The following is a 23,621-nucleotide window of genomic DNA, read 5'->3' as shown; positions in this document are numbered from 1 at the left end:
AGGCATAGTCTCGGCTTCTTTACACATCAGCCACGGTCGTGCCCATGCTAAATCGCTTCGCACCCCTCGTGCCTCTCGCACTCGTTACCCTGTTGTTTGGTTGCGCCACCCACCCTCAACAAGTGGCTGAGCAGCAAAAACCACAACAACAGCACCAAGCCAAATTCGTTGCAACACAGTCTTCTTCTGTTTATGAGGAAGAGGTGGCAACCGAAAAAGAACTGGCCGAACTCTCCGATAGCAAGCCTTATCAGCTGCCTTTGCTGGCTGATAGCATCCTCGAACGCGGCATGTCCCTGATCGGTACCCGTTACCGTTTCGGCGGTACCTCTGAAGCCGGTTTCGACTGCAGTGGCTTTATCGGTTACCTGTTTCGTGAAGAAGCTGGCATGAACCTGCCGCGTTCCACTCGCGAAATGATCAACGTGGATGCACCGTTGGTCGCACGGAACAACCTCAAGCCTGGCGATCTGCTTTTCTTCAGTACCAATGGCCGTGGTCGTGTCAGCCACGCCGGTATCTACCTGGGTGATGACCAGTTCATCCACTCCAGCAGCCGCCGCAGTGGTGGGGTACGGGTCGATAAATTGGGCGACAGCTACTGGAGCAAAACCTTCATCGAAGCCAAGCGCGCCCTGGCCATGGCCCCTACTAGCGTTACCGCTCGCAAGTAAAGTTAAAGTGATACTTGAAGTTTGACGCGTAAGCGCTAGAATCCTGAGATATTGTTGCGAACCTGACCGCGCAAGCTTTGCTTGCGCGGTCTAGTTTTCAGCGTTCGGCAGCGAAAGCCGCATCCAGATCAGGATTGTTCTGCCCATGTCGACCTCGGCCCGCCTAATTCTTCTCGTTTGCGCCGCACTGCTCAGTGCCTGCGCAAATCGTCCTCCACCCGCGCCTGTGGCCGTCAAGTCCAAGCCGGTGTTCAACTACACCACCCAGAACTTTTCGCCGGTTGCCGAAGACGTGCTGTTTCGCGCCCTGGGCCTGGTCGGCACGCCTTATCGCTGGGGCGGCAATACACCGGACTCAGGGTTTGATTGCAGTGGCCTGATTGGTTTTGTCTACCGCGATGCGGCGGGCATCTCGCTGCCGCGCACCACTCGCGAGCTGATCGTGATGCGTGCCCAGGACGTGCGTGAAGATGCGCTGCAAACCGGCGACCTGCTGTTCTTTGCCACGGGCGGCGGCTCGCAAGTCAGCCATGCCGGCATCTATGTGGGCGAAGGGCGTTTCGTCCATGCACCACAAACCGGCGGCACGGTGAAGCTTGATACCTTGTCCAAGGCCTATTGGCAGAATGCCTATTTGAGCGCCAAGCGCGTATTGCCGGCGGAGCATCTGGCGCGTAACCCTTAAGACTGCACCGATCAAAAATGTGGGAGCGGGCTTGCTCGCGAAAGCGGTGAATCAGTAACAGATGCACTGACTGATCCACCGCTTTCGCGAGCAAGCCCGCTCCCACATTGGTTTTGTGGCGTTGTCGAGTCTTGCTATTTAGCGGCCCACACCCGCCACACCTTATTCCCCACATCATCCGCCACTAGCAACCCACCTTGCGGGTCGATCACCACACCCACCGGCCGCCCCATGGCTTTCTCATCACTGTTGAGAAACCCAGTCAGCACATCCACCGGTTGCCCCTTCGGCTTGCCGCCTTCGAATGGCACAAAGATCACCTTGTAGCCACTGTGCGGTTTGCGATTCCACGAGCCATGCTGGCCGATGAACGCGCCGTTGCTGAACTGCGCGGGTAGCGTGTTGCCTTGTGCGAAGGTCAGGCCCAATGATGCGGTATGCGGCCCGACGGCATAGTCTGGCGCAATCGCCTTGGCCACCAGGTCCGGGTCCTGTGGTGTGACCCGCACATCGACATGCTGGCCGTAGTAGCTGAACGGCCAGCCATAGAAGCCGCCATCCTTGACCGAGGTGATGTAGTCCGGCACCAGGTCGCTGCCGATTTCATCGCGCTCGTTGACCGCCGTCCACAGCTTGCCGCTTTGTGGCTCCCAGGCCATGCCATTGGGGTTGCGCAGGCCGGAGGCGAAGATCCGCTGCTGGCCGCTGGCCCGGTCGACTTCCCAGATGGCAGCGCGTCCCTGTTCGGCCTCCAGGCCGTTTTCGCCGACGTTGCTGTTGGAGCCGACGCTCACATACAACTTGCTCCCGTCTTTGCTGGCGATGACATTTTTTGTCCAGTGGTGGTTGAGCGGGCCGCCCGGCAAGTCCACGACCTTGGTGCCTGGGGCCTTGATTGCGGTTTCTCCTGGTTGATAGGGAAAACGCAGTAGCTTGTCCGAATCGGCGACATACAAATCGTTGCCGACCAGAGTCATGCCAAACGGCGAGTTGAGGTTTTCCAGGAACACCGTGCGGGTTTCTGCCACGCCATCATGGTCGGCATCGCGCAGCAGGGTGATGCGGTTCGGGCTGGGCACACCCGCGCCAGCGCGGCCCATGACCTTCTCCATGACCCAGCCGCGAATACCCTTGCCATCCTCCGGCTTGGGCGGTGCATTGGTCTCGGCGACCAGTACATCGCCATTGGGCAATACATACAGCCAGCGCGGGTGATCCAGGTCTTCTGCAAAGGCTGCGACCTGGGTGCCGGCTGCGGCGGTTGGCTTGGCGCCTGCGGGCCAGCCAACCGCCGGGGCGATGTTGACGGTGGGGATCAGGGTTTTGTTCGGTTCCGGCAGTTTCGGTGAAGGCCCGGTGCCATCCGAGACCTGCAAGGTTGAGCTTTCCCCGCAGGCGGCGAGTACGCCTGCAGCCATGATCAGTAGGGCGAGTCGGGTCTTGTGCATGTTTTTCTCCTCAATGCCTGTAGTCATAGAGGTACAGCGCGTGGCGATGGTTCAAGTGTGTGGCCGGCTTTAATTGACGCTGTACCCCCAACCCACTAACCTTCGCCGCTTGTTTCAGGTGCTCTGTGGCGTGCGCGTCGACCGAGTGAAACAGGGAAGCCGGTGAGTGCGTGCACTTTTCTACAGTGCGGCCACGATCCCGGCGCTGCCCCCGCAACGGTAAATGAGTCAAGACGCTGCTTTTGCCACTGTATCGCCTGCGATATGGGAAGGCGCATCGTCGGACTGCCCTGTTCAACAGGGCACCACTCATGAGCCCGGAGACCGGCCTGATTCATCCAACAGCATCACGGTGGGCGATGCTTGGCTTCATGTAGATTGTCTTTTCCTGCCCGCCGTTTTTGTCCAGCCCCAACGGAGAGCTGCCATGACTGATTCCCCTGATCGTGACGAACGCCACCTGGCGCGCATGCTGCGCAAAAAAGCGGTGATTGATGAGCGCATTGCCAATTCACCGAATGAATGCGGATTGCTGCTGGTATTGACCGGCAATGGCAAAGGCAAGAGCAGTTCGGCGTTTGGCATGCTGGCCCGTGCCATGGGGCACGGTATGCAATGCGGCGTGGTGCAGTTCATCAAGGGCCGTAACAGCACCGGTGAAGAGCTGTTCTTCCGGCGTTTCCCCGAGCAGGTACGTTTCCATGTGATGGGCGAAGGCTTTACCTGGGAAACCCAGGACCGCCAGCGCGATATCACTGCCGCCGAAGCGGCCTGGAAAGTCTCCCGGGAAATGTTGCAGGATCCGTCCATTGGCCTGGTGGTGCTGGATGAGCTGAACATCGCACTCAAGCATGGTTATCTCGACCTGGACCAGGTCCTGGGCGACCTGCAAGCCCGCCCACCGATGCAGCATGTGCTGGTCACCGGTCGTGGCGCCAAGTCGGAACTGATTGAAATGGCCGACACCGTCACCGAAATGGGCATGCTCAAGCACGCGTTCCAGGCCGGGATCAAGGCACAGAAGGGCATCGAACTTTGAATCAGCCGCGCCATTGCCCTGCCGTCCTGATCGCCGCGCCGGCGTCGGGCCAGGGCAAGACCACCGTCACCGCCGCCCTGGCCCGTTTGCACCGCAACCTGGGGCGTAAGGTCCGGGTATTCAAATGCGGCCCGGACTTTCTCGACCCGATGATTCATGAGCGCGCCAGCGGCGCGCCGGTCTATCAATTGGACATGTGGATGGTCGGCGAGCAGGAAAGTCGCCGCCTGCTGTGGGAAGCGGCGGGGGAGGCGGACCTGATCCTGATCGAGGGCGTGATGGGGTTGTTCGACGGCACGCCGTCCAGCGCCGACCTGGCCCGCCATTTTGGTGTGCCGGTGCTGGCGGTGATCGACGGCACCGCCATGGCCCAGACCTTTGGCGCCCTGGCGTTGGGGCTGGCGCGTTATCAGGTGGACTTGCCGTTCGCCGGGGTATTGGCCAACCGCGTCGGTACCGTGCGCCACGCGCAATTGCTTGAAGGCAGCCTGACCGAAGGCCTGCGCTGGTACGGTGCGTTGTCCCGAGAGACCGGTATCGAGCTGCCCAGCCGCCACCTGGGCCTGGTGCAGGCCAGCGAGTTGAATGATCTGGATCTGCGCCTGGATGCGGCCGCCGAGGCCCTGGCCAGCAGTTGCGAGGTAGCGCTGCCACCACCGGTGGCGTTCGCCGCCCCCGAGCTGATCGAGGCCGAACCTTTGCTGGATGGGGTGCGGATTGCCGTGGCCCGTGATGAAGCCTTCGCGTTCACCTATGGTGCCAGTCTCGACGTGCTGCGGGCGATGGGCGCTGAGTTGCGCTTCTTCTCGCCGATCCACGACCAGGCGTTACCCGACGCCGACAGCCTCTATCTGCCGGGTGGCTACCCGGAGCTGCATCACCAGGCGTTGTCGCAAAACACCGCGATGTTGCAGGCGATCCGTGCCCATCACGCCGCCGGCAAGCCGTTGCTGGCCGAATGCGGCGGCATGCTCTATCTGCTCGACTCATTGACCGATGTCGAGGGGTGCCGCGCTGAACTGCTGGGGTTGCTCCAGGGCGATGCAGTCATGCAGAAACGCCTGGCGGCCCTGGCCCTGCAAACAGTCGAATTGCCGGAAGGCGTGCTGCGCGGCCACACCTATCATCATTCCCTGACCAGCACGCAATGGCAGCCGATTGCCCGTGGCCTGAGCCCCAATGGCGGGCGCGGTGCCGAGGCGGTGTATCGCCAGGGGCGGATGACGGCCTCCTATGTGCACTTTTATTTCCCGTCGAACCCGGCTGCGGTGGCTGCGCTTTTTGCGCCAGACCCTGAGGCCTCCATCGCAGGCGATTGCATTGCAACTGTAGGAGCGGGCTTGCCCGCGATAGGGCCATGACCGACAACGCCTTCCCCCAGGCTGAACGCCAGGCCATCTACCGCGCCATCGCCGAGCGCCGCGACATGCGCCACTTCAGCGGCGGCACGGTGGCCCCCGAACTGCTCCAGCGCCTGCTGCAGGCTGCGCACCAGGCCCCCAGTGTCGGCCTGATGCAGCCCTGGCGCTTTATCCGCATCAGCGACCGCACCCTGCGCGGCCAGATCCAGCAGTTGGTGGAAGCCGAGCGCATACGCACCGCGGCGGCCCTGGGCGAGCGCTCGGACGACTTCATGCAGCTCAAGGTCGAAGGCATCAACGACTGCGCCGAGGTGCTGGTCGCGGCGCTGATGGATGATCGCGAGCGGCATATCTTTGGCCGTCGCACCTTGCCGGAAATGGACCTGGCCTCGCTGTCCTGCGCGATCCAGAATCTGTGGCTGGCCTCCCGCGCCGAAGGCCTGGGCATGGGCTGGGTGTCGCTGTTCGAACCCCAGGAGCTGGCCGACCTGCTGGGCCTGCCGCCCGGCGCCAAGCCACTGGCCGTGCTGTGCCTGGGCCCGGTAGCGCAGTTCTACCCGGCACCGATGTTGCAACTCGAAGGCTGGACCGAACCGCGTCCGCTGAGTGACATGCTGTATGAGAATTATTGGGGAGTGAATCAATGAGTGTGGCCTTGCTGAGTGTCGCTGCAGTGGCGCTGGATGCGCTGCTGGGCGAACCCAGGCGCTGGCATCCGCTGGTGGCGTTCGGCAACTTTGCCGGGCGCATCGAGCAACGTTTCAACTCCGCTGGGCGTGGCTGGCGCAGCCATGGCGTGACCGCCTGGTTTATCACCGTGATACCGCTGACGTTGCTGGCCACGGCGTTGTCCTGGGCGCCTTACTTCGGTTGGGTAATCGAGATCCTCGCGTTGTACCTGGCCCTGGGCATGCGCAGCCTGGGTGAACACGTGTTGCCGGTGGCCCAGGCCCTGCGCAGTGGTGACCTGGACGAAGCGCGCACGCGCGTCAGTTACCTGGTCAGCCGCCAGACCAGCGAACTGGACAGTACTGAAGTGGCGCGCGCCGCCACTGAGTCGGTGCTGGAAAACGGCAGTGACGCGGTGTTCGCCGCGCTGTTCTGGTTTGTCGTGGCCGGGGTGCCCGGCGTGGTGCTGTACCGTCTGAGCAATACCCTGGATGCCATGTGGGGCTATCGCAACGAACGCTTTGAACGCTTCGGCTGGGCGGCGGCGAAGATTGACGACGTGCTTAATTACATTCCTGCGCGCCTGGTCGCCCTGACCTACGCGCTGCTGGGCAAGACACGCCTGGCACTCAAATGCTGGCGCCGCCAGGGCCCGACCTGGGATAGCCCGAATGCCGGCCCGGTGATGGCTGCGGGCGCTGGCGCGCTGGGTGTCGAGTTGGGCGGGGCGGCGATTTATCACGGTGAGTTGCACCAGCGTCCACCCCTTGGCGAAGGGCCGCCGGCCGATGCCGACTCCATCGAGCGTGGTTGGCAATTGGTGCAGCGCGGTGTGTGGTTGTGGGTGTTGATCCTGTGTGCAGGGGCGCAATTCTATGCTTGAACACGGTGGGCGGCTGCGCAAAGCCGCGATGCAGTACGGCATCGCTCAGGAAGACTGGTTGGACCTGTCCAGTGGCCTCGCGCCCTGGCCCTGGCCAATCTCGCCTATCTCACTGCGGGCCTGGGCACGTTTGCCAGAAACCGATGACGGCCTGGAACAGGCGGCCTGCGATTACTACGGTGCAGCCCAGGTGTTGCCGGTGCCGGGCTCCCAGGCGGCCATCCAGTTGCTGCCGCGCTTGCGTCGGGCGGGCAAGGTCGGCGTGTTGTCGCCGTGCTATGCCGAGCATGCCGAAGCCTGGCGTCGCGCCGGTTACATCGTGCGCGAAGTGCTGGAGCAGGAAGTGGATTTCTTCCTCGACAGCCTCGACGTGTTGGTGGTGGTCAACCCCAACAACCCTACGGGCTTGAGTATTGCGCCCCAGCGCCTGTTGGACTGGCATGCACGGCTGGCCCAGCGCGGTGGCTGGCTGGTGGTGGATGAAGCCTTTATGGACAACACCCCGCAGTTGAGCCTGGCGAACCAGGCCCATCAGGTGGGGTTGATTGTGTTGCGCTCGTTCGGCAAGTTTTTCGGCCTGGCGGGGGTGCGCCTGGGCTTTGTGTTGGCCGAGCGCAAGCTGCTCAAGCTGTTGGCCGAACAGGTCGGGCCATGGGCGGTGAGCGGGCCGACCCGGGAGTTGGGCCAGGTTTGCCTGCGCGACAGCGCCGGCCACACCCACCAGCGCCAGCGCTGCGAAGAAGCCAGCCAGCGGCTGTTCAGCCTGCTGGAGCAGTATGGCCTGCGCCCCCAGGGCGGCTGCGCGCTGTTCCAGTGGCTGATCGCCGATCGCGCCGAGCAGTTGCATGAGTTCATGGCCCAGCGCGGCATCCTGCTGCGCCTGTTTGTCCACGACAGCAGCCTGCGTTTTGGCCTGCCCGGGACTGACGCCGATTGGCAGCGCCTTGAACAAGCCCTGGCTGCCTGGAAGCAAGCCTCATGAGTACGTTGATGGTGCAAGGCACCACCTCCGATGCGGGCAAAAGCACCCTGGTGACCGCGCTGTGCCGTTGGGTGGTGCGCCAGGGCGTGCCCGTGGTGCCCTTCAAGCCGCAGAACATGGCGCTCAACAGCGCAGTCACGGCAGAAGGTGGCGAGATTGGCCGCGCCCAGGCCGTGCAGGCCCAGGCCGCCAACCTGGCGCCGCACACTGATATGAACCCGGTGCTGCTCAAGCCCAACAGTGACACCGGTTCACAAGTCATCATCCATGGCCGTGCCGTGACCAGCATGAATGCCGTGGCCTATCACGACTACAAAGCCATCGCCATGCAAGCGGTGCTCGCTTCCCATGCACGTTTGAGCGCCGCTTACCCGGTGGTGATGGTCGAAGGCGCGGGCTCGCCGGCCGAGATCAATCTGCGGGCCAATGACATTGCCAACATGGGCTTCGCCGAAGCGGTGGATTGCCCGGTGCTGCTGATTGCCGATATCAATCGCGGCGGGGTGTTCGCTCATCTGGTGGGCACGTTGGAGTTGCTGTCGCCGTCGGAGCAGGCGCGGGTCAAGGGCTTTGTGATCAACCGCTTTCGCGGCGATATCGCGCTGTTGCAACCCGGTCTCGACTGGCTTGAGGCGCGCACCGGCAAACCGGTAATCGGCGTGTTGCCCTACGTGATGGACCTGCACCTGGAGGCCGAGGACGGCATCGACCAGCGCCAGACTGACAAGGCGGCGCAGGTGCTCAAGGTGGTGGTGCCGGTGTTGCCGCGCATCAGCAATCACACCGACTTCGACCCGCTGCGCCTGCATCCCCAGGTGGACTTGCAATTTGTCGGGCCGGGGCAGGCGATTCCTGCCGCAGACCTGATTATCCTGCCCGGCTCGAAAAGCGTGCGCAGCGACTTGGCCTACCTGCGCGCCAACGGCTGGGACAGCGCGATTGCCCGGCACCTGCGCTATGGCGGCAAGGTCCTGGGCATTTGCGGTGGCCTGCAAATGCTCGGCGAGCAGGTTCATGACCCGTTGGGCCTGGAAGGGCCCGAGGGCTCCAGTGATGGCCTGGGCCTGCTGGCCTTCAGCACCACCCTGGAAGCCGAAAAGCAATTGCGCAATGTGCGCGGCCGACTGGCGCTGGAAGAGGCGCCGGTCAGTGGTTATGAGATCCATGCGGGCGTGACCCGTGGCACGGCCCTGGAGCGTCCGGCGGTGCTATTGGATGACGGTCGCAGTGACGGCGCGCAGAGTGACGACGGACAAATCCTCGGCACGTATCTGCACGGTCTGTTCGAAACCCCAGCGGCGTGCAGTGCATTGTTGCGCTGGGCCGGTTTGCAGGATGTGCAGGAAGTCGATTACCACGGCTTGCGCGAGCGCGATATCGAGCGTCTGGCGGACCTGGTGGAGCAGCATCTGGATACCCGGTTATTGCGCCAGTTATGTGGGATTTGAGGGATTGACCATGTTGCAATTGATCCTCGGCGGTGCCCGTTCCGGCAAGAGTCGCCTGGCTGAAAAGCTCGCCAGCGACAGCGCCCTGCCTGTCACCTACATCGCCACCAGCCAACCCCTGGATGGTGAAATGAACCAGCGGGTCGCCCTGCACCGGGAGCGTCGCCCGAGCCATTGGGGGCTGGTCGAAGAACCGCTTGAGCTGGCCCGGGTCCTGCGCGAACACGCCGCCCCTGGCCAGTGCCTGCTGGTCGATTGCCTGACCCTGTGGCTCACCAACCTGCTGATGCTGGACGATCCGCAGCGCCTGGGCATGGAGCGCGAACAACTGCTGGACTGCCTGGCGTCGCTGCCGGGTGAAATCATTTTTGTCAGCAACGAGACCGGTCTGGGTGTCGTGCCGCTGGGCGAATTGACTCGCCGTTATGTGGATGAAGCCGGTTGGCTGCATCAAGCCTTGGCCGAACGGTGTCAGCGTGTGGTGCTGACCGTTGCGGGCCTGCCCCTGACTTTGAAAGGTACTGCGTTATGAGCCCATCCTGGTGGCTGGAACCCTGCAAGGCGCTGGATGCCGTGGCCCATGAACAAGCCTTGGCCCGCCAGCAGCAACTGACCAAACCCGCCGGTTCCCTGGGGCAACTGGAGGCGCTGGCGGTGCAACTGGCCGGCTTGCAGGGCCAGGTCAAACCGACGGTCGAGCAGGTGTGGATCGCCATCTTTGCCGGTGATCACGGTGTGGTCGCAGAGGGTGTCTCGGCCTATCCCCAGGAAGTCACCGGGCAGATGTTGCACAACTTCGTCAGCGGCGGCGCGGCGATCAGTGTGTTGGCGCGCCAACTGGATGCACGTCTGGAAGTGGTGGATCTGGGCACTGTCACACCGTCGCTGGACCTGCCGGGCGTGCGTCACCTGAATATCGCCCCAGGCACGGCCAACTTCGTGCTGGGCGCGGCCATGACCGAGGCGCAGGGCCGTCTGGCCCTGGCGGCGGGGCGTGACAGCGTGCAGCGGGCGATCAGTGCTGGCGCGCAACTGTTTATTGGCGGCGAGATGGGCATCGGCAACACCACCGCCGCCAGCGCTTTGGCCTGTGCATTGCTCGATTGCCCGGTCAGCGACCTGACCGGCCCGGGCACCGGCCTGAATGCCCAGGGCGTGAGCCATAAAGTAGCGGTGATCGAGCGCGCATTGGCCTTGCATGCCGGGCAGCGCGGTGACCCGTTGCAGACCCTGTTCAATCTTGGTGGCCTGGAGATCGCCAGCCTGGTGGGGGCTTATCTGGCCTGCGCCCAGGCGGGTGTGGTGGTGCTGGTCGATGGGTTTATCTGCACTGTCGCGGCCCTGGTCGCTACACGCCTGAATCCATCTTGCCGGCCATGGCTGTTGTTCGGCCACCGCGGGGCTGAGCCGGGCCATCGCCACGTGCTGCAAAGCCTTGGCGCCGAGCCGCTGTTGGAACTGGGCCTGCGTCTGGGCGAGGGCAGTGGTGCGGCGTTGGCGGTACCGCTGTTGCGCCTGGCCTGTGCGTTGCACGGGCAGATGGCGACGTTTGCTGAGGCGGCTGTGGCGGATCGCCCGGCATGACCTTGCACCTGGACCTGCTGCGCCATGGCGAAACCGAACTGGGCGGCGGCTTGCGCGGCAGCCTGGATGATGCCCTGACGGATAACGGCTGGGAGCAGATGCGCCAGGCTGTGCTGGCGCAAGGGCCGTGGGATCGCCTGGTCAGCTCGCCGCTGCAACGCTGCGCGCGCTTCGCTGAAGCGTTGGGCGCACGGCTGGATTTGCCGGTGAGCCTGGAGCCGGATCTGCAGGAGCTGCATTTCGGTGCCTGGGAAGGGCAGAGCGCGGCGAAGTTGATGGAAACCGACGCCGAGGCGCTGGGGCTGTTCTGGGCTGACCCGTATAGCTTTACGCCGCCAGATGGCGAGCCTGTCGAAGCGTTTTCCCTGCGCGTGCGCGGCGCTGTCCTACGCCTGCACCAGCGGTATGCCGGGCAACGGGTGCTGTTGATCAGCCATGGTGGTGTCATGCGTTTATTGTTGGCCCAGGCCCGTGGCTTGCCCCGTGAGCAGTTGTTGAATGTCGAGGTGGGGCACGGTGGCTTGTTCAGCCTGCGGGTCGAGGCTGATGGCGTATTGAGCGAGGGCGTCTGAATGCTGCCATTCTGGATCGCCTTGCAGTTCCTCAGCAGCCTGCCGATTCGCCTGCCGGGCATGCCGCAACCCCAGGAGTTGGGGCGCTCGCTGCTGTTTTATCCGCTGGTAGGGTTGCTGTTCGGGCTACTGCTGTGGGGCTTGAACACGCTGTTGATGGGCGCGCCGTTGCTGCTGCATGCGGCGCTGCTGCTGACCGCGTGGGTGTTGCTCAGTGGCGGCCTGCACCTGGATGGCCTGGCGGACAGCGCCGACGCCTGGCTGGGCGGCTTTGGCGACCGTGAGCGCACCCTGACCATCATGAAGGACCCGCGCAGCGGCCCAATTGCCGTGGTCACCCTTGGCTTGGTGCTGCTGCTCAAGTTCACGGCCCTGGTAGCCTTGATCGAGCAGCACAACGGCGCGGCATTGATTCTTGCGCCCTTGATCGGCCGGGGTTCGCTGCTGGCGTTGTTCCTCACGACTCGCTATGTGCGCGCCGGGGGGCTGGGCCAGTCGTTGGCCGACCATTTGCCGCGGATTGTCGGGCAACAAGTACTGATCCTTACCGGTCTGGCCTGTGTGTTGATCGGTGGTTTCAGCGGTGGGATCGCCGTACTGCTCGCAGCCATCTGCTTTATGGGGCTGCGCCAGGTGATGATCAATCGGCTGGGCGGCACCACCGGCGACACGGCCGGCGCGTTGCTGGAGCTGCTCGAAGTGGCGGTGTTGATCGGCCTGGCCCTGTAACACTTTCTTGCATTTCCTTAATCGCGGGTATATACACGCTCTATGCTTGCCTCCCAATGTTTATGCACCAACCTGCGTCGTGCCGCCCGTGGCGTCAGCAGGCACTATGACGGCGCCCTCGATGGCTTCGGGATCAACGTCGCCCAGTATTCCTTGTTGTGTAACCTGCAACGCCTGGATCAGCCGAGCATTTCCAGCCTGGCCGATGCCATGGGCCTGGATCGCAGCACCCTGGGGCGTAACTTGCGGGTGCTGGAGGGTGAAGGCCTGGTGCGGTTGGTCGAAGGTAATGATCTGCGCAATCGCCTGGTGGTGTTGACCAACATGGGTAAGGAGCGCCTGGCAGCGGCGTTGCCGGCCTGGGAAGCGGCGCAGCAGAAGTTGATCGATAAATTGGGGGCGCAAAAACGCGAAACCCTGTTGGCCTTGCTGGACGAACTCGCTTAAACGCGAGCTGGTTCGATTATAAGCGGGTATATACCCGTAAGCGGAGAATAATAATGACCTCGATGTGGCGTACCAGTGGCTGGATTCTTGTCGGGAGTGCGCTGATCCTGGCCCTTTCCCTGGGTGTGCGGCATGGCTTTGGCCTGTTCCTGTCGCCCATGAGCAGCGAGTTCGGTTGGGGTCGTGAAACCTTTGCCTTTGCCATCGCCTTGCAAAACCTGATCTGGGGCCTGGCACAGCCGTTTACCGGGGCCCTGGCCGATCGGTTTGGCGCGGCAAGAGTAGTGATGATCGGTGGCGTGCTGTATGCCTTGGGCCTGGTGTTCATGGGCCTGTCCGATTCGGCGTGGTCGCTGTCCCTGAGTGCGGGCTTGCTGATTGGTATCGGCCTGTCCGGCACCTCGTTCTCGGTGATCCTTGGCGTGGTCGGGCGTGCCGTGGCCCCGGAAAAACGCAGCATGGCCATGGGCATTGCCAGTGCCGCCGGCTCTTTCGGCCAGTTCGCCATGTTGCCAGGCACCCTGGGCCTGATTGGCTGGCTGGGCTGGTCCGCCGCCTTGCTGGTGCTGGGCCTGCTGGTGGCGTTGATCGTGCCGTTGGTGACGATGATCAAGGACCGCCCGCTGCCAGTGATGGCCGGCCAGCAAACCTTGCGCGAGGCCCTGCATGAAGCCTGTTCCCATTCCGGTTTCTGGTTGCTGGCCTTCGGCTTTTTTGTCTGCGGATTCCAGGTGGTATTTATCGGCGTGCACCTGCCGGCGTACCTGGTAGACCAGCATCTGCCGGCGACCGTTGGCACCACGGTGCTGGCCCTGATCGGCCTGTTCAACATCTTCGGTACCTACACCGCAGGCTGGCTCGGCGGGCGGATGTCCAAGCCGCGTCTGCTCACCGCACTGTACTTGCTGCGGGCGGTGGTGATTGTGCTGTTTCTGTGGGCGCCAGTGACGCAGACCAGTGCCTACTTGTTCGGCATGGCCATGGGCTTTTTGTGGCTGTCGACGGTACCGCTGACCAACGGTACGGTGGCAACCTTGTTTGGCGTAAGAAACCTGTCGATGCTGGGTGGGATTGTGTTCCTGTTCCATCAGTTGGGTTCGTTCCTCGGCGGTTGGCTGGGGGGCGTGGTCTATGATCGAACGGGCAACTACGATTTGATCTGGCAGGTGGCGATCGTCTTGAGCCTGGTCGCGGCCGCCCTGAACTGGCCAGTGCGTGAGCGGCCTGTGGCAAGGTTGCAGGCGCAGATGGGGGTCGCATGAATTCGACGTGGGGCTGGATTGGCGCAGCGGGGCTGCTGACGCTGTTGCTGCTCGCCTGGTGGGGCTGGCAGCGCAGCGGGCTGGCGTTGATGCAACTGGGCATGGCGATCTGTTAAGTTGCTTGTCTGACTTTGTCTAAGGACACCCAACATGTTGATGCGCTGGCTTGCAGTACCTGCCCTGATGGTGGCTTTTGGCGGTGTGGCCATGGCCGCCGATTGCCCGTCGTTGCTCGAAGGCCAATTGCCGAAGTTGCGCGCCAAGGAATCCATCGACCTGTGCCAGCGCTTTGCCGGCAAGCCTCTGGTGATCGTCAACACCGCCAGCTTTTGTGGGTTCGCCCCACAGTTCAAAGGCTTGGAGGCGCTGTATCAGCGCTACAAGGGCGACGGCCTGGAAGTGATTGGCGTGCCTTCCGATGACTTCAAGCAGGAAGCCAAGACGGGCGAAGAAACGGCCAAGGTCTGTTATGTGAACTACGGCGTGACCTTCACCATGACCGAGCCACAGAAGGTCAGGGGCGCGGATGCCGTGCATCTGTTCAAGGTGCTGGCCGAGCAGAGCAACGCGCCGAAATGGAATTTCTACAAGTACGTAGTGGATCGCCAGGGCAAGGTGATTGCCAGCTTCTCCAGTATGACCAAACCCGACAGCCCGGAACTGATCGAGGCTGTGGAGCAGGCGCTGGCTTCCAAGCCCTGACTATCAGCCACTAAAAAGCCCCGCCTCCTTTGCAGGAGAGCGGGGCTTTTTCATGCAGCGTTGAATCAGAACTTGTACGTCATGCCCAGGCCGAAACCGTTGGCGCTGTTTTTGTACTTGGCGTTGTAGCTAGCCAGAGCGTTGGAGCGGTTGACGCTGACTTCTTCTTCCTTGAGGTAGGAGTAGGCCAGGTCGATGGTCATGTTATCCATCACCGCGTAGCCCAGGCCAACACTAAAGATGGTCCGGTCGCCGGTAGGGATACGTGGCGAACGATCAGTGTTGTTGGTTGGCGACTGGTCGAAGGTCAGGCCGGTGCGCAATACAACCTGCTTGGTCAACTGGTACGAGGTGCCCACGGCATAAGCCCAGGTGTCGTGCCAGTTCTGGTCTTCCTTGATGGTGCCCACAAGACCAGGGGCGAGGCCGCCACCGGCTGTGCTCACGCCTTTGTTGTTGACGGTGATGTCCTTCAGACGGCTCCAGCGCGTCCAGGTTGCACCGGCATACAGCTTCCAGGCATCGTTCATGTCCTGGGTAACCGACAGATCCCAGGATTCAGGCGTGTCGATTTTCAGCGAAGCGTCATAACGACCGGTCGCCAGGGCGCCGGAGGTCGCAGCAGGCGCGTTGACTTCGGTGTGGCCTTCAAGCTTGTACTTGACCTTCGAGTGGTACGTCAGGCCAACACGGGTGGTGTCGGTCGCCTGGACCAATACGCCTGCGTTGAAACCAATGGCAGTATCGTCACCCTTGATCTTGATCCTGGTATCTGGAACGGCCGGGTTAAGGGTCAGCTCAGATTCCAGGGTGCCGGCAATGCGGTTGAAAGTTGGGCCAAAACCGACGGAAACCCGATCGTTGAAGGCGTAGCTGACAGTCGGCTGGAAAGTGATGACTTGAACTTCACTCTTGCTGCCGAAGCCACGGCCCTGATATTTGCTTTCGTAGTCGGTAATCAGGCCGAACGGTGCATACACACCAAAGCCGACAGCCCACTGGTCATTGAGTTTATTGGTGTAGAAACCGAACGGTACCGCCGTGAAGGGGACCATGTCGCCTTTGTTGGTGCCGCGGGAACGACCGCTGACATCTTTGATATCGGTAGATGCGTCAATCACCGCAACACCGCCAGTGACTTGCTGGCCTTGCAGGCGAGCCATACCGGCAGGGTTGCCATAAACAGTACTTGCATCATCGGCAGAAGAAGAACGACCCGCAAAACCGGTACCCATCCCGCTGACACTTTGTTCGTTGAGGGCAAAGCCGCTTGCGAACAGTTGGGATGAGGCCATGGCAACGGCGAGGCTAAGTGTGGTCTTGAGCATTACTTTTTTCATTATTAGAACTCCTAGGTGATCACCGCTGCGGAAAGTAACAATAAAATTCACTTAGCGCTATAGGCTGTAATGTAGGAGATAGAGCGGTTTTGTAGGACAATCCGACCAAAATTACCGAATTTTGCCGAATCTTGCAAAGTGCCCGATCAGCAGGCGACCTGATTCACGGGTGATACACAGGTTTGCCAGGCATGGGTGTAATCGCGCAGGCGGCCCTGAGGATGAAATATTTCTTTCCAGATACGGGCCATGGCCAGCACATCGTCGGATCGAGGCAGTTCGGGGCGGTGTTGTTCCACCAGCAACCAGGCGATAGCGGTGGCGTAACGCAGGTTGACGGTCAGCTCCAACTGCGGCCCGCTGAGGAAGGCATGCTGGCTGGCGAGGCCGCGCACCAGGCTGGCACGTTCCGGGTCGAGGGCCAGGTAGTCATCCCACAGGGCTCTGTGGCGGGTTTCGGTAATGCGATACAAACCGTGGCCGCGTCGGTCGTGCAAGGCTGAGCCCAGTTCCGATTGGCTGGCGGCGACCCCCAGCAGCAGGGTTTCTGCGGTCTGGCTGTGGCGACCCAGGTAAATCAGCGTGGGGCGGATCACATAGCGACACAATTCGCTGGCGGCAATGCCCATAAAACCCTCGAAACCCTATAAATGGTCGACGAGGCCTGAGAAGGGGGGGCTTGGCAGCGGTGGATCGGATCTCAGGCTCGCCGGAGGCGGAACATGCCGCCTGAGTTGAAGTGTAGTGTCAGATTCGCGACGTAAAGGACTGTTTTTAAAATATTTCTGGCTGGTGGTTATAAGCGTTATATCTGTTTGGCCTAAAGGACCTCGGCAAAAACCGCGAATCGCAGGCAATAAAAAACCCTGCCTTGTGGGCAGGGTTTTCGATGTTCAGCGTCGGGTCAATCAGGCAACCAGGGCCTGACGGGTACGCTCGATCACGGCCTGCAGCGGCTCTGCGCTGGAGTATTGATCGGGGTACAGGCGTTCGCTGTGACGAGCGATGCCGTGTTCGTTGACCAGGGTGAAGCTGAAGCAGCCTTTGCGAGCGGCCATGATCAGGCAGTTCATTGGGGCAAAAGCATTGGTGAGGGTGCGAATGGCATCCTGAGTATGGATTTGAGTGGACATATTATGGGTGTTCCTACAAATGACACGGATAAGAACCGTGCAACGTTAAAACGTTCCAGTGACGCTGATCACCATTGATCATGCGAAGAACCCGACTGGAACAAAGCAGCCAGTTTGAAGCGCTAAATAGTTTGGCGCGCTTGGGCTGGCAGGTAGGTACTTAGGAGGGCAGGCAACACAACAGGGGCAAAGGTTCTGGGCCCAGGGTGAAGATCCTGATCAATCTGCAGGTTGGTTCGGTCAGAGTATGGAGACTTCGCGACACCCTTTGCATTGTTCAAAGGCAGTGTCGTCGCAAGTGATACCTGGAAACCATCGAGGTGGTCGATCCCATCAAGATTGACAGAACTTCTCTTTAGGGAAGCTACGTCGCGGGGATTTGTTCGACCAGAATTGACTTTCAGCTTGGTACTAACACCGCAGATAGTAATGGCTTGAAACGGGTAAAGCAAGTGTGTTAGCAAAAATACTTCAATCAGCCGCCCATCAGAGCGCGATAAACCAGCACTGTTGCCGCCGCCGCCAACGAACAGCCCAGCGCGTAGGCCGCCAGGGTCAGGCGTAGGGATTGGCCGGTTTCTATGACTCTCATTACATCCTGCATGGCATTGATCCGCCCATCCCCCAACTCGATGCACAGGCTGATTGCCGTGAAGGCCGCCGACAACAGGATTGCGATGGCAAACAGCGCGCCGTCAGGGGAGGGCAGTGCGGCATTGATCCCCAGGGACATCACACAAACGGCGAGTAGCAGTAATGCGAACACCAGGATCCCTTTCATGAAGCGGCGCCTCCTTGCTGTAGGGCCAACAGTGTGGCGAGACCAGGGTCGTTTGAAAAGTGGCGTTTAGATGTCACCCGTAACGTTTTGTCGTGCTGTTGGGCCACAAAACGGTGGGGATATAACCGCCAGGCAGGTAGTTGTGCACATTGGTTGCGCAGTGTGTCACCGGGATGGCAGCGTGCAGGATTGGCTTACGAATGCCTGCGTCTAAAATTTAAGTCAATGAAAAACCTGGCTTTTTTTTATTGGTGAAAAAATCGTCAGTTTAAGCGCGGCCCCCGTTCCATGGGGCTTTGCGCGAGTTAAAGCACGGTTGTCCACTGAGTTATCCACAGCTTCTGTGGATTGTCCCAAGCGCTTGCTCTAGAACGGGCGTGCAGGGTTTTTTCAGCTTTACGCGTACGAAAAAAGGAGTAGAGTGGCGCGCCTTCCGTTCTGCCCTACAGTGCTTTATGAAGTTTCGCTCCGTATCACCTTCTGTTACCGACAACCCTCCGAGTGTTACCGCACCCAAGCGTTTCTCCTTGAAGGTTGCCCTGTGGCTGCTGGATAGCCCGCGCATTGGCGACAACCCCAATATCAAGCATTTTGCCGGGCGTCTGCTCAAGCAACCGGCGCGTGAAGGGGTGGTTGTGGCACAGAGCCGCCTGGGCCTGTTGATGTGTCGCGAGTGCGGCAATGCCAGGGATCGTCGCATCGGCCACGACCTCCTGCGCCAGGCCGCCCGTGCCGGCGACCTGGGCGCCCAGCGTGAACTGGGTCAGATCAAAGACTGAGCTGTCCACGAAGCGCCTGCTTGGTTAACCTTCCTCTTTTACCGTAATGGCAGGAATGGCTATGGCTTTTGACTGGACCAGTGTTGCGCTGGGTCTCGCCGCTGCGGCGTTGCCTTTGTTGGTCCTATGCTGGCAGATCCAGCGCCGCCTGAATGCACGCAGCGCCGGTTGGGAGCTGTTGGAGGAGCGCCTGGCTACGGCGCAGATGGCCCAGGAAGGACTGGCCGCGCAACTGGACGCCAGTCGTGACGAAATCAGCGACCTGAGCCAGGCCAATGCGGCGAAACAGGCGGATCTGGCAGCGGTGCGCCGGGAAGTCGAGTTGCTGCAGATCGACCGCGATAACGCACGTGATGCGGCCCACGCCTGGAACATCGAGCGCTCCGGCAAGGAAGGGGAACTGCGTCGCCTGGACGCCTTGTCGGCCTCCCTGCGCGCCGAACTGCGCGAGCAGCAGGACAGTCATCAACAGCGCCTCAACGACCTGCAAGGCTCGCGGGATGAACTGCGCGCACAGTTCGCCGAGCTTGCGGGGAAAATCTTCGACGAGCGCGAGCAGCGGTTTGCCGAAACCAGCCAGCAGCGCCTGGGGCAATTGCTCGACCCGTTGAAGGAACGCATCCAGTCGTTCGAAAAACGTGTGGAAGAAAGCTATCAGAACGAGGCGCGCGAGCGTTTTTCCCTGGCCAAGGAGCTGGAGCGCCTGCAGCAATTGAACCTGCGCCTGTCGGACGAAGCCACTAACCTCACCCGCGCCCTCAAGGGGCAGAAGACCCAGGGTAACTGGGGCGAGTTGATTCTGGAGCGGGTGCTGGAACATGCGGGCCTGGAGAAAGGCCGCGAGTACCAGACCCAAGTCAGCCTCAAAGGCCCGGATGGCGAGCGTTTCCAGCCGGACGTGCTGATCATGTTGCCGGGCGACAAGCAGGTGGTGGTCGACTCCAAGGTCAGCCTGACGGCCTATCAGCAGTACGTGGCGGCCGATGACGAGGTGATCGGCCAGGTTGCCCTCAAGCAGCACGTATTGTCGCTGCGCAACCATGTCAAAGGCTTGGCCGGCAAGGACTACAAGCGGCTGGAAGGCTTGCACAGCCTGGATTTCGTGTTGTTGTTCGTGCCTATCGAGGCGGCGTTTTCCGCCGCGTTGCAGGCTGAGCCGAACCTGTTCCAGGAAGCCTTCGACCGCCATATCGTGATCGTCAGCCCGACCACCTTGCTGGCGACCCTGCGGGTGATCGACAGCCTGTGGAAGCAGGAGCGGCAAAGCCAGAACGCCCGGGAAATCGCCGAGCGCGCCGGCTGGCTGTACGACAAGTTCGTGCTGTTTATCCAGGATCTGGATGAAGTGGGCAATCGATTGCAGCAGTTGGATAAGGCTTACAGTGCAGCGCGTAATAAACTTACAGATGGTCGCGGAAATCTGGTCAGCCGGGTCGAGCAGTTGAAGCTGCTGGGGGCGCGTGCCAGCAAAGGCTTGCCGTCCGAGCTGCTGGAAAAAGCGATGACTGATGAAGATGGCGTCGCCCAACTCCCTGACTAAACGCAGAACCCCAATGTGGGAGCAGGCTTGTGTGGCATTAGGGCAAGCCAGCTCCCACACGTTACAAAGGCAGATGCCGGTTCAGCAGCGCCCGCAACGCCGCCGGCTTCACCGGCTTGGCCAGGTAGTCCAGCCCCGCTGCGTGCACCTCGGCCACCATCTCCGGCCGGCCATCGGCGCTGATCACCACCCCCGGAATCGGCTCCGCCAGTTGTGCACGCAGCCAGCCCATCAACTCGGTCCCCGTCTCGCCATGGTCCAGGTGGTAATCGACCAGGGCCAGTTGCGGGCGCATGCCTTCGGCCAGCAACGCCGCGCATTGCGCCTGGTCGCGTGCGGTCCAGACCTGGCAACCCCAGCGACTCAACAGGCTGCGCATGCCAATCAGGATGCTGTCTTCATTGTCCACGCACAGCACCTGGGCGCCACTCAGTGGCAGGCCCTTGTCCGGCGCGGCTTGTACCTGCAAGTGGGTCTGCGCCTTGGCCAGCGGTACGCTGACGCTGAACACGCTGCCTTTGCCGGGCCACGAGCGCACGCGCAAGCGGTGGCCGAGTACGCGGCACAGCCCGTCAGCGATGGCCAGGCCAAGCCCCAGACCCTTCTCGGCACGGGTCTGGTGGCTGTCCAGGCGCTTGAACTCTTCGAAGATCACTTTCTGTTTATCCAGCGGAATTCCCGGGCCACGGTCCCACACCTCCAGGCGCAGTTCGCCGCGACGCCGACGTACACCCAGCAGCACCGGGCCGTGGGCATAACGGAAGGCGTTGGTCAGGAAATTCTGCAGAATCCGCCGCAGCAGCTTGATATCACTGTCGACGCGCAAGCGGCTGCCACGCAGGCGGAAGCGCAAGCCTTGCTCCTGGGCCAGCACCTTGAACTCCGCACCCAGTGCGTCGAACAACTCACTCAAGGCAAACGGCTGACGCTGGGGATTGATCTTGCCGTTTTCCAGGCGCGAGATATCTAGCAAATCGCTGATCAGGTCTTCGGCCGAGCGCAGCGAACTGTCCAGGTGCTGCACCAATTGCCGGGCCTCGCCGGACAAGCCTTCGCTCTGGTGGGAGAGGGCAGCGGAGAACAGGCGTGCCGCGTTAAGGGGCTGCATCAGGTCATGGCTGACGGCGGCGAGGAAGCGGGTTTTCGACTGGTTGGCCGACTCGGCCACGCCTTTGGCATCGGTCAGGGCAACATTGAGTTGCGACAGTTCATGGGTGCGTTCGGTGACCCGCTGTTCCAGGCCTTCATTGGCCTCGGTCAGGGCCTGTTCGGCCTCGCGGAAGGCGGTGATGTCGGTGAAACTCATGACAAACCCGCCGCCCGGCATCGGGTTGCCGATCAGTTCGATCACCCGGCCGTTGGGAAATAGCCGTTCCGAGGTATGCGCGCGGCCCTGGCGCATCCAGTGCAGGCGCCGCGCCACGTGGACTTCGGCTTCGCCCGGGCCGCACAGCCCGCGCTCGGCGTTGTAGCGGATAATGTCGGCAATCGGCCGGCCGACGCTGATCAGGCCGTCGGGGTAGTTGAACAGCTCCAGGTAGCGGCGGTTCCAGGCCACCAGCTTGAGGGACTGATCCACCACGCTGATGCCTTGGGTGATGTTCTCGATTGCGCCTTGCAACAGCGCTCGGTTGAACTGCAGCACTTCGGAGGCTTCGTCAGCGATACGGACTACGTCCTCCAGCTGCATTTCGCGGCCTTCAATCGCCGCTTTCACCACCGCCCGCGTGGATGAGGCACCCAGTACGCCCGCCAGCAGCCGCTCGGTGTGGGCAATCCAGTCGTTGTCGGCATTCTGGTTGGGGTTAAAACCTTTGCCTTGGCGGTAGGCAAAACGGATGAAGCTTTGCTGCGCCCGTTCTTCGCCGACAAAACGCGCAGCCAGGCTCAACAGGTCATTGATCTGCACCGACAGCATGGACCGCGCACTGGCGCGCTGGCTGGTTTCCTGGCCGATAAACCGCCCGGCCTGCCAATGCTCCGAGACCCGTGTGCGCGACAGCACCGAGACCCAGGCAAACAGGGTGAAGTTACCGGCCAGGGACAGCACCACGCCCTGGGTCAGCGGTGTGATCGGCAGCCCCAGCGGGTTGCCATGCAGCCAGGCCAGCCCCGGGAAGATATCCAGTGACCAGCCCAGGCTATGGGCGGCAATCGGCAACACCAGGGTGTAGAACCACAGGAAGGTGCCCGCCGCCAGGCCGGCAAACACGCCGCGACGGTTGGCCTGCTTCCAGTACAGCGCGCCGAGCATCGCCGGTGCCAGTTGGGTTACGGCGGCAAAGGCGATCTGGCCGATGGTCGCCAGGCTGGCGGTGGAGCCGAGCAGGCGATAGCTGACATAGGCCAACAGCAGAATAATCACGATGCTGACCCGGCGCACCGAGAGCATCCAGTGGCGGAAGACTTCGAATGGGCGCTCGGCGTTGGTGCGGCGCAGCAGCCACGGCAGCAGCATATCGTTGGACACCATGGTCGACAGCGCCACACTGGCGACGATGACCATACCGGTCGCTGCCGAAGCACCGCCGATAAATGCCAGCAGCGCCAGGGCCGGATGGGCTTCGGCCAGGGGCAGGCTGATCACGTAGGAGTCTGGCAGCACTGAGCTTGGCAGCAGCATCTTGCCGCCCAGGGCAATCGGCACCACAAACAGCGCGGCCAGCACCAGGTACGCCGGGAAGACCCACTTGGCCAGGCGCAGGTCCTGGGGCTCGATGTTCTCCACCACGGTGACGTGGAACTGCCGGGGCAGGCAGATAATCGCCATCATCGCCACGCCGGTCTGTACCACCATCGACGGCCAGTTGACGGTCTCTTTCCAGTATTCCTCCAGCCTCGGCGCGAGCATCGCCTGGCTGAACAGGTCGTTGAAACCGTCGTACAGGCCGTAGGTGACAAACGCGCCGACGGCGAGGAATGCGAACAGCTTGACCAGGGATTCAAAGGCAATCGCCAGCACCATGCCACGGTGGTGCTCGGTGGCGTCGAGGTTGCGGGTGCCGAACACAATGGTGAACAGCGCCAGCACCAGGGACACGATCAGGGCGGTGTCCTGGGCCCGTGTGCCGGTGGCATCGGCGCCGGCGCCAATCAGCAGGTTGACCCCCAGCACGATGCCTTTGAGTTGCAGGGCAATATAAGGCAGCACGCCGACCAGGCAGATCAGCGCCACCACCACCGCCAGAGACTGGGATTTGCCATAGCGCGCAGCGATAAAGTCAGCGATGGAGGTAATATTTTCCTGCTTGCTGATCAGAATCATCTTTTGCAGGACCCAGGGCGCCAGCACCAGCAGCAGTACGGGGCCCAGGTAGATCGGTAAAAATGCCCACAATTGTTCTGCGGCCTGGCCCACAGCGCCAAAGAAGGTCCAACTGGTGCAGTACACCGCCAGCGAGAGGCTATACACCCACGCACGCACCCGTGGCGGCAGCGGCGCGTGGCGGCGGTCACCGTAGAAGGCGATGGCAAACATAATGGCCATATAGGCCAGGGCAACGGCGGCGATCAGCCCGCTGGACAGCGTCATGAGTACTCCGGACATAAGAACACCCAGGCTT

Annotated in this window: 23 protein-coding genes and 1 riboswitch; of the genes, 17 read left to right on the top strand and 6 right to left on the bottom strand. The window is 61.8% G+C overall.

The window, feature by feature from the left end; genetic code table 11:
- Positions 1 to 44 precede the first annotated feature (44 nt).
- Complete coding sequence (locus FJD34_RS12270; RefSeq protein WP_032857042.1) at positions 45 to 674, top strand: C40 family peptidase; 630 nt, start codon at positions 45 to 47, stop codon at positions 672 to 674.
- A 145-nt stretch (positions 675 to 819) separates the two neighbouring features.
- Positions 820 to 1,359 carry a C40 family peptidase gene (locus FJD34_RS12265; protein WP_090290655.1) on the top strand — a complete coding sequence of 180 codons (540 nt, stop codon included), beginning with the start codon at positions 820 to 822 and terminating at the stop codon, positions 1,357 to 1,359.
- A 134-nt stretch (positions 1,360 to 1,493) separates the two neighbouring features.
- Here the strand turns inward: FJD34_RS12265 and FJD34_RS12260 are convergent, their stop codons facing one another.
- The gene (locus FJD34_RS12260) at positions 1,494 to 2,807 is read right to left on the bottom strand and encodes a PQQ-dependent sugar dehydrogenase (RefSeq protein ID WP_090290656.1); all 1,314 of its coding nucleotides are present in this window, start codon (positions 2,805 to 2,807) and stop codon (positions 1,494 to 1,496) included.
- A 99-nt stretch (positions 2,808 to 2,906) separates the two neighbouring features.
- Positions 2,907 to 3,154: riboswitch (cobalamin riboswitch) on the top strand.
- Between the two features lie 80 nt (positions 3,155 to 3,234).
- Here FJD34_RS12260 and cobO point away from each other — a divergent pair.
- From cobO to FJD34_RS12195, 13 genes are all read left to right on the top strand, one after another.
- Positions 3,235 to 3,846: a cob(I)yrinic acid a,c-diamide adenosyltransferase gene (gene cobO, locus FJD34_RS12255; RefSeq protein ID WP_090290657.1), complete on the top strand. Its 612-nt coding sequence runs from the start codon at positions 3,235 to 3,237 to the stop codon at positions 3,844 to 3,846.
- Complete coding sequence (locus FJD34_RS12250; RefSeq protein WP_032857047.1) at positions 3,843 to 5,207, top strand: cobyrinate a,c-diamide synthase; 1,365 nt, start codon at positions 3,843 to 3,845, stop codon at positions 5,205 to 5,207. The genes cobO and FJD34_RS12250 overlap by 4 nt, the downstream gene beginning before the upstream one ends.
- Positions 5,204 to 5,854: a 5,6-dimethylbenzimidazole synthase gene (gene bluB, locus FJD34_RS12245; RefSeq protein WP_032857049.1), complete on the top strand. Its 651-nt coding sequence runs from the start codon at positions 5,204 to 5,206 to the stop codon at positions 5,852 to 5,854. Before FJD34_RS12250 ends, bluB begins: the two co-directional genes overlap by 4 nt.
- Positions 5,851 to 6,759, top strand: a complete 909-nt coding sequence (cbiB, locus tag FJD34_RS12240; RefSeq protein WP_032857051.1) for an adenosylcobinamide-phosphate synthase CbiB — start codon at positions 5,851 to 5,853, stop codon at positions 6,757 to 6,759. The genes bluB and cbiB overlap by 4 nt, the downstream gene beginning before the upstream one ends.
- Positions 6,752 to 7,741, top strand: coding sequence for a threonine-phosphate decarboxylase CobD (cobD, locus tag FJD34_RS12235; protein ID WP_090290658.1), 990 nt, complete (start codon positions 6,752 to 6,754; stop codon positions 7,739 to 7,741). Before cbiB ends, cobD begins: the two co-directional genes overlap by 8 nt.
- Positions 7,738 to 9,189 (top strand): cobyric acid synthase, encoded by a 1,452-nt coding sequence (locus tag FJD34_RS12230; protein WP_065944061.1) that lies wholly within the window; start codon positions 7,738 to 7,740, stop codon positions 9,187 to 9,189. The genes cobD and FJD34_RS12230 overlap by 4 nt, the downstream gene beginning before the upstream one ends.
- Positions 9,190 to 9,199: 10 nt before the next feature.
- Positions 9,200 to 9,721 carry a bifunctional adenosylcobinamide kinase/adenosylcobinamide-phosphate guanylyltransferase gene (cobU, locus tag FJD34_RS12225; RefSeq protein WP_032857054.1) on the top strand — a complete coding sequence of 174 codons (522 nt, stop codon included), beginning with the start codon at positions 9,200 to 9,202 and terminating at the stop codon, positions 9,719 to 9,721.
- On the top strand, positions 9,718 to 10,773 hold the full coding sequence (gene cobT, locus FJD34_RS12220; protein ID WP_090290659.1) for a nicotinate-nucleotide--dimethylbenzimidazole phosphoribosyltransferase: 1,056 nt from the start codon (positions 9,718 to 9,720) through the stop codon (positions 10,771 to 10,773). Before cobU ends, cobT begins: the two co-directional genes overlap by 4 nt.
- Positions 10,770 to 11,345 carry an alpha-ribazole phosphatase family protein gene (gene cobC / locus FJD34_RS12215; RefSeq protein WP_090290660.1) on the top strand — a complete coding sequence of 192 codons (576 nt, stop codon included), beginning with the start codon at positions 10,770 to 10,772 and terminating at the stop codon, positions 11,343 to 11,345. The genes cobT and cobC overlap by 4 nt, the downstream gene beginning before the upstream one ends.
- On the top strand, positions 11,346 to 12,074 hold the full coding sequence (locus FJD34_RS12210; RefSeq protein ID WP_090290661.1) for an adenosylcobinamide-GDP ribazoletransferase: 729 nt from the start codon (positions 11,346 to 11,348) through the stop codon (positions 12,072 to 12,074).
- 42 nt (positions 12,075 to 12,116) lie between these two features.
- Entirely contained in the window at positions 12,117 to 12,521 is a 405-nt protein-coding gene (locus FJD34_RS12205) for a MarR family winged helix-turn-helix transcriptional regulator (protein WP_032857058.1), read from the top strand.
- A 62-nt stretch (positions 12,522 to 12,583) separates the two neighbouring features.
- Positions 12,584 to 13,783, top strand: coding sequence for an MFS transporter (locus FJD34_RS12200; protein WP_162237630.1), 1,200 nt, complete (start codon positions 12,584 to 12,586; stop codon positions 13,781 to 13,783).
- A 150-nt stretch (positions 13,784 to 13,933) separates the two neighbouring features.
- On the top strand, positions 13,934 to 14,485 hold the full coding sequence (locus tag FJD34_RS12195) for a glutathione peroxidase (protein ID WP_065944059.1): 552 nt from the start codon (positions 13,934 to 13,936) through the stop codon (positions 14,483 to 14,485).
- A gap of 65 nt (positions 14,486 to 14,550) precedes the next feature.
- Here the strand turns inward: FJD34_RS12195 and FJD34_RS12190 are convergent, their stop codons facing one another.
- The 4 genes from FJD34_RS12190 to FJD34_RS12170 all read right to left on the bottom strand — a co-directional run bounded on the left by FJD34_RS12190 (position 14,551) and on the right by FJD34_RS12170 (position 17,739).
- Entirely contained in the window at positions 14,551 to 15,825 is a 1,275-nt protein-coding gene (locus FJD34_RS12190) for an OmpP1/FadL family transporter (protein ID WP_032857061.1), read from the bottom strand.
- A gap of 146 nt (positions 15,826 to 15,971) precedes the next feature.
- The gene (locus FJD34_RS12185; RefSeq protein WP_032857062.1) at positions 15,972 to 16,454 is read right to left on the bottom strand and encodes a hypothetical protein; all 483 of its coding nucleotides are present in this window, start codon (positions 16,452 to 16,454) and stop codon (positions 15,972 to 15,974) included.
- Between the two features lie 279 nt (positions 16,455 to 16,733).
- Positions 16,734 to 16,958, bottom strand: coding sequence for a hypothetical protein (locus FJD34_RS12180; protein ID WP_007898912.1), 225 nt, complete (start codon positions 16,956 to 16,958; stop codon positions 16,734 to 16,736).
- A gap of 475 nt (positions 16,959 to 17,433) precedes the next feature.
- Complete coding sequence (locus tag FJD34_RS12170; RefSeq protein WP_032857063.1) at positions 17,434 to 17,739, bottom strand: hypothetical protein; 306 nt, start codon at positions 17,737 to 17,739, stop codon at positions 17,434 to 17,436.
- Positions 17,740 to 18,194: 455 nt separating this feature from the next.
- Here FJD34_RS12170 and FJD34_RS12165 point away from each other — a divergent pair, with 455 nt between their 5' ends.
- On the top strand, positions 18,195 to 18,518 hold the full coding sequence (locus FJD34_RS12165) for an SEL1-like repeat protein (protein ID WP_032857064.1): 324 nt from the start codon (positions 18,195 to 18,197) through the stop codon (positions 18,516 to 18,518).
- 175 nt (positions 18,519 to 18,693) lie between these two features.
- Positions 18,694 to 20,058 carry a DNA recombination protein RmuC gene (locus FJD34_RS12160; protein WP_167360828.1) on the top strand — a complete coding sequence of 455 codons (1,365 nt, stop codon included), beginning with the start codon at positions 18,694 to 18,696 and terminating at the stop codon, positions 20,056 to 20,058.
- A gap of 61 nt (positions 20,059 to 20,119) precedes the next feature.
- Here FJD34_RS12160 and FJD34_RS12155 read toward each other — a convergent pair whose 3' ends face one another.
- The gene (locus tag FJD34_RS12155; RefSeq protein ID WP_032857066.1) at positions 20,120 to 23,590 is read right to left on the bottom strand and encodes a hybrid sensor histidine kinase/response regulator; all 3,471 of its coding nucleotides are present in this window, start codon (positions 23,588 to 23,590) and stop codon (positions 20,120 to 20,122) included.
- Positions 23,591 to 23,621: the final 31 nt, after the last annotated feature.

Source organism: Pseudomonas brenneri (assembly GCF_007858285.1).
Classification (GTDB): domain Bacteria; phylum Pseudomonadota; class Gammaproteobacteria; order Pseudomonadales; family Pseudomonadaceae; genus Aquipseudomonas; species Aquipseudomonas brenneri.
The sequence above is the reverse complement of the archived record's forward strand: the minus strand, read 5'-3'. Positions and strand labels throughout refer to the sequence as shown.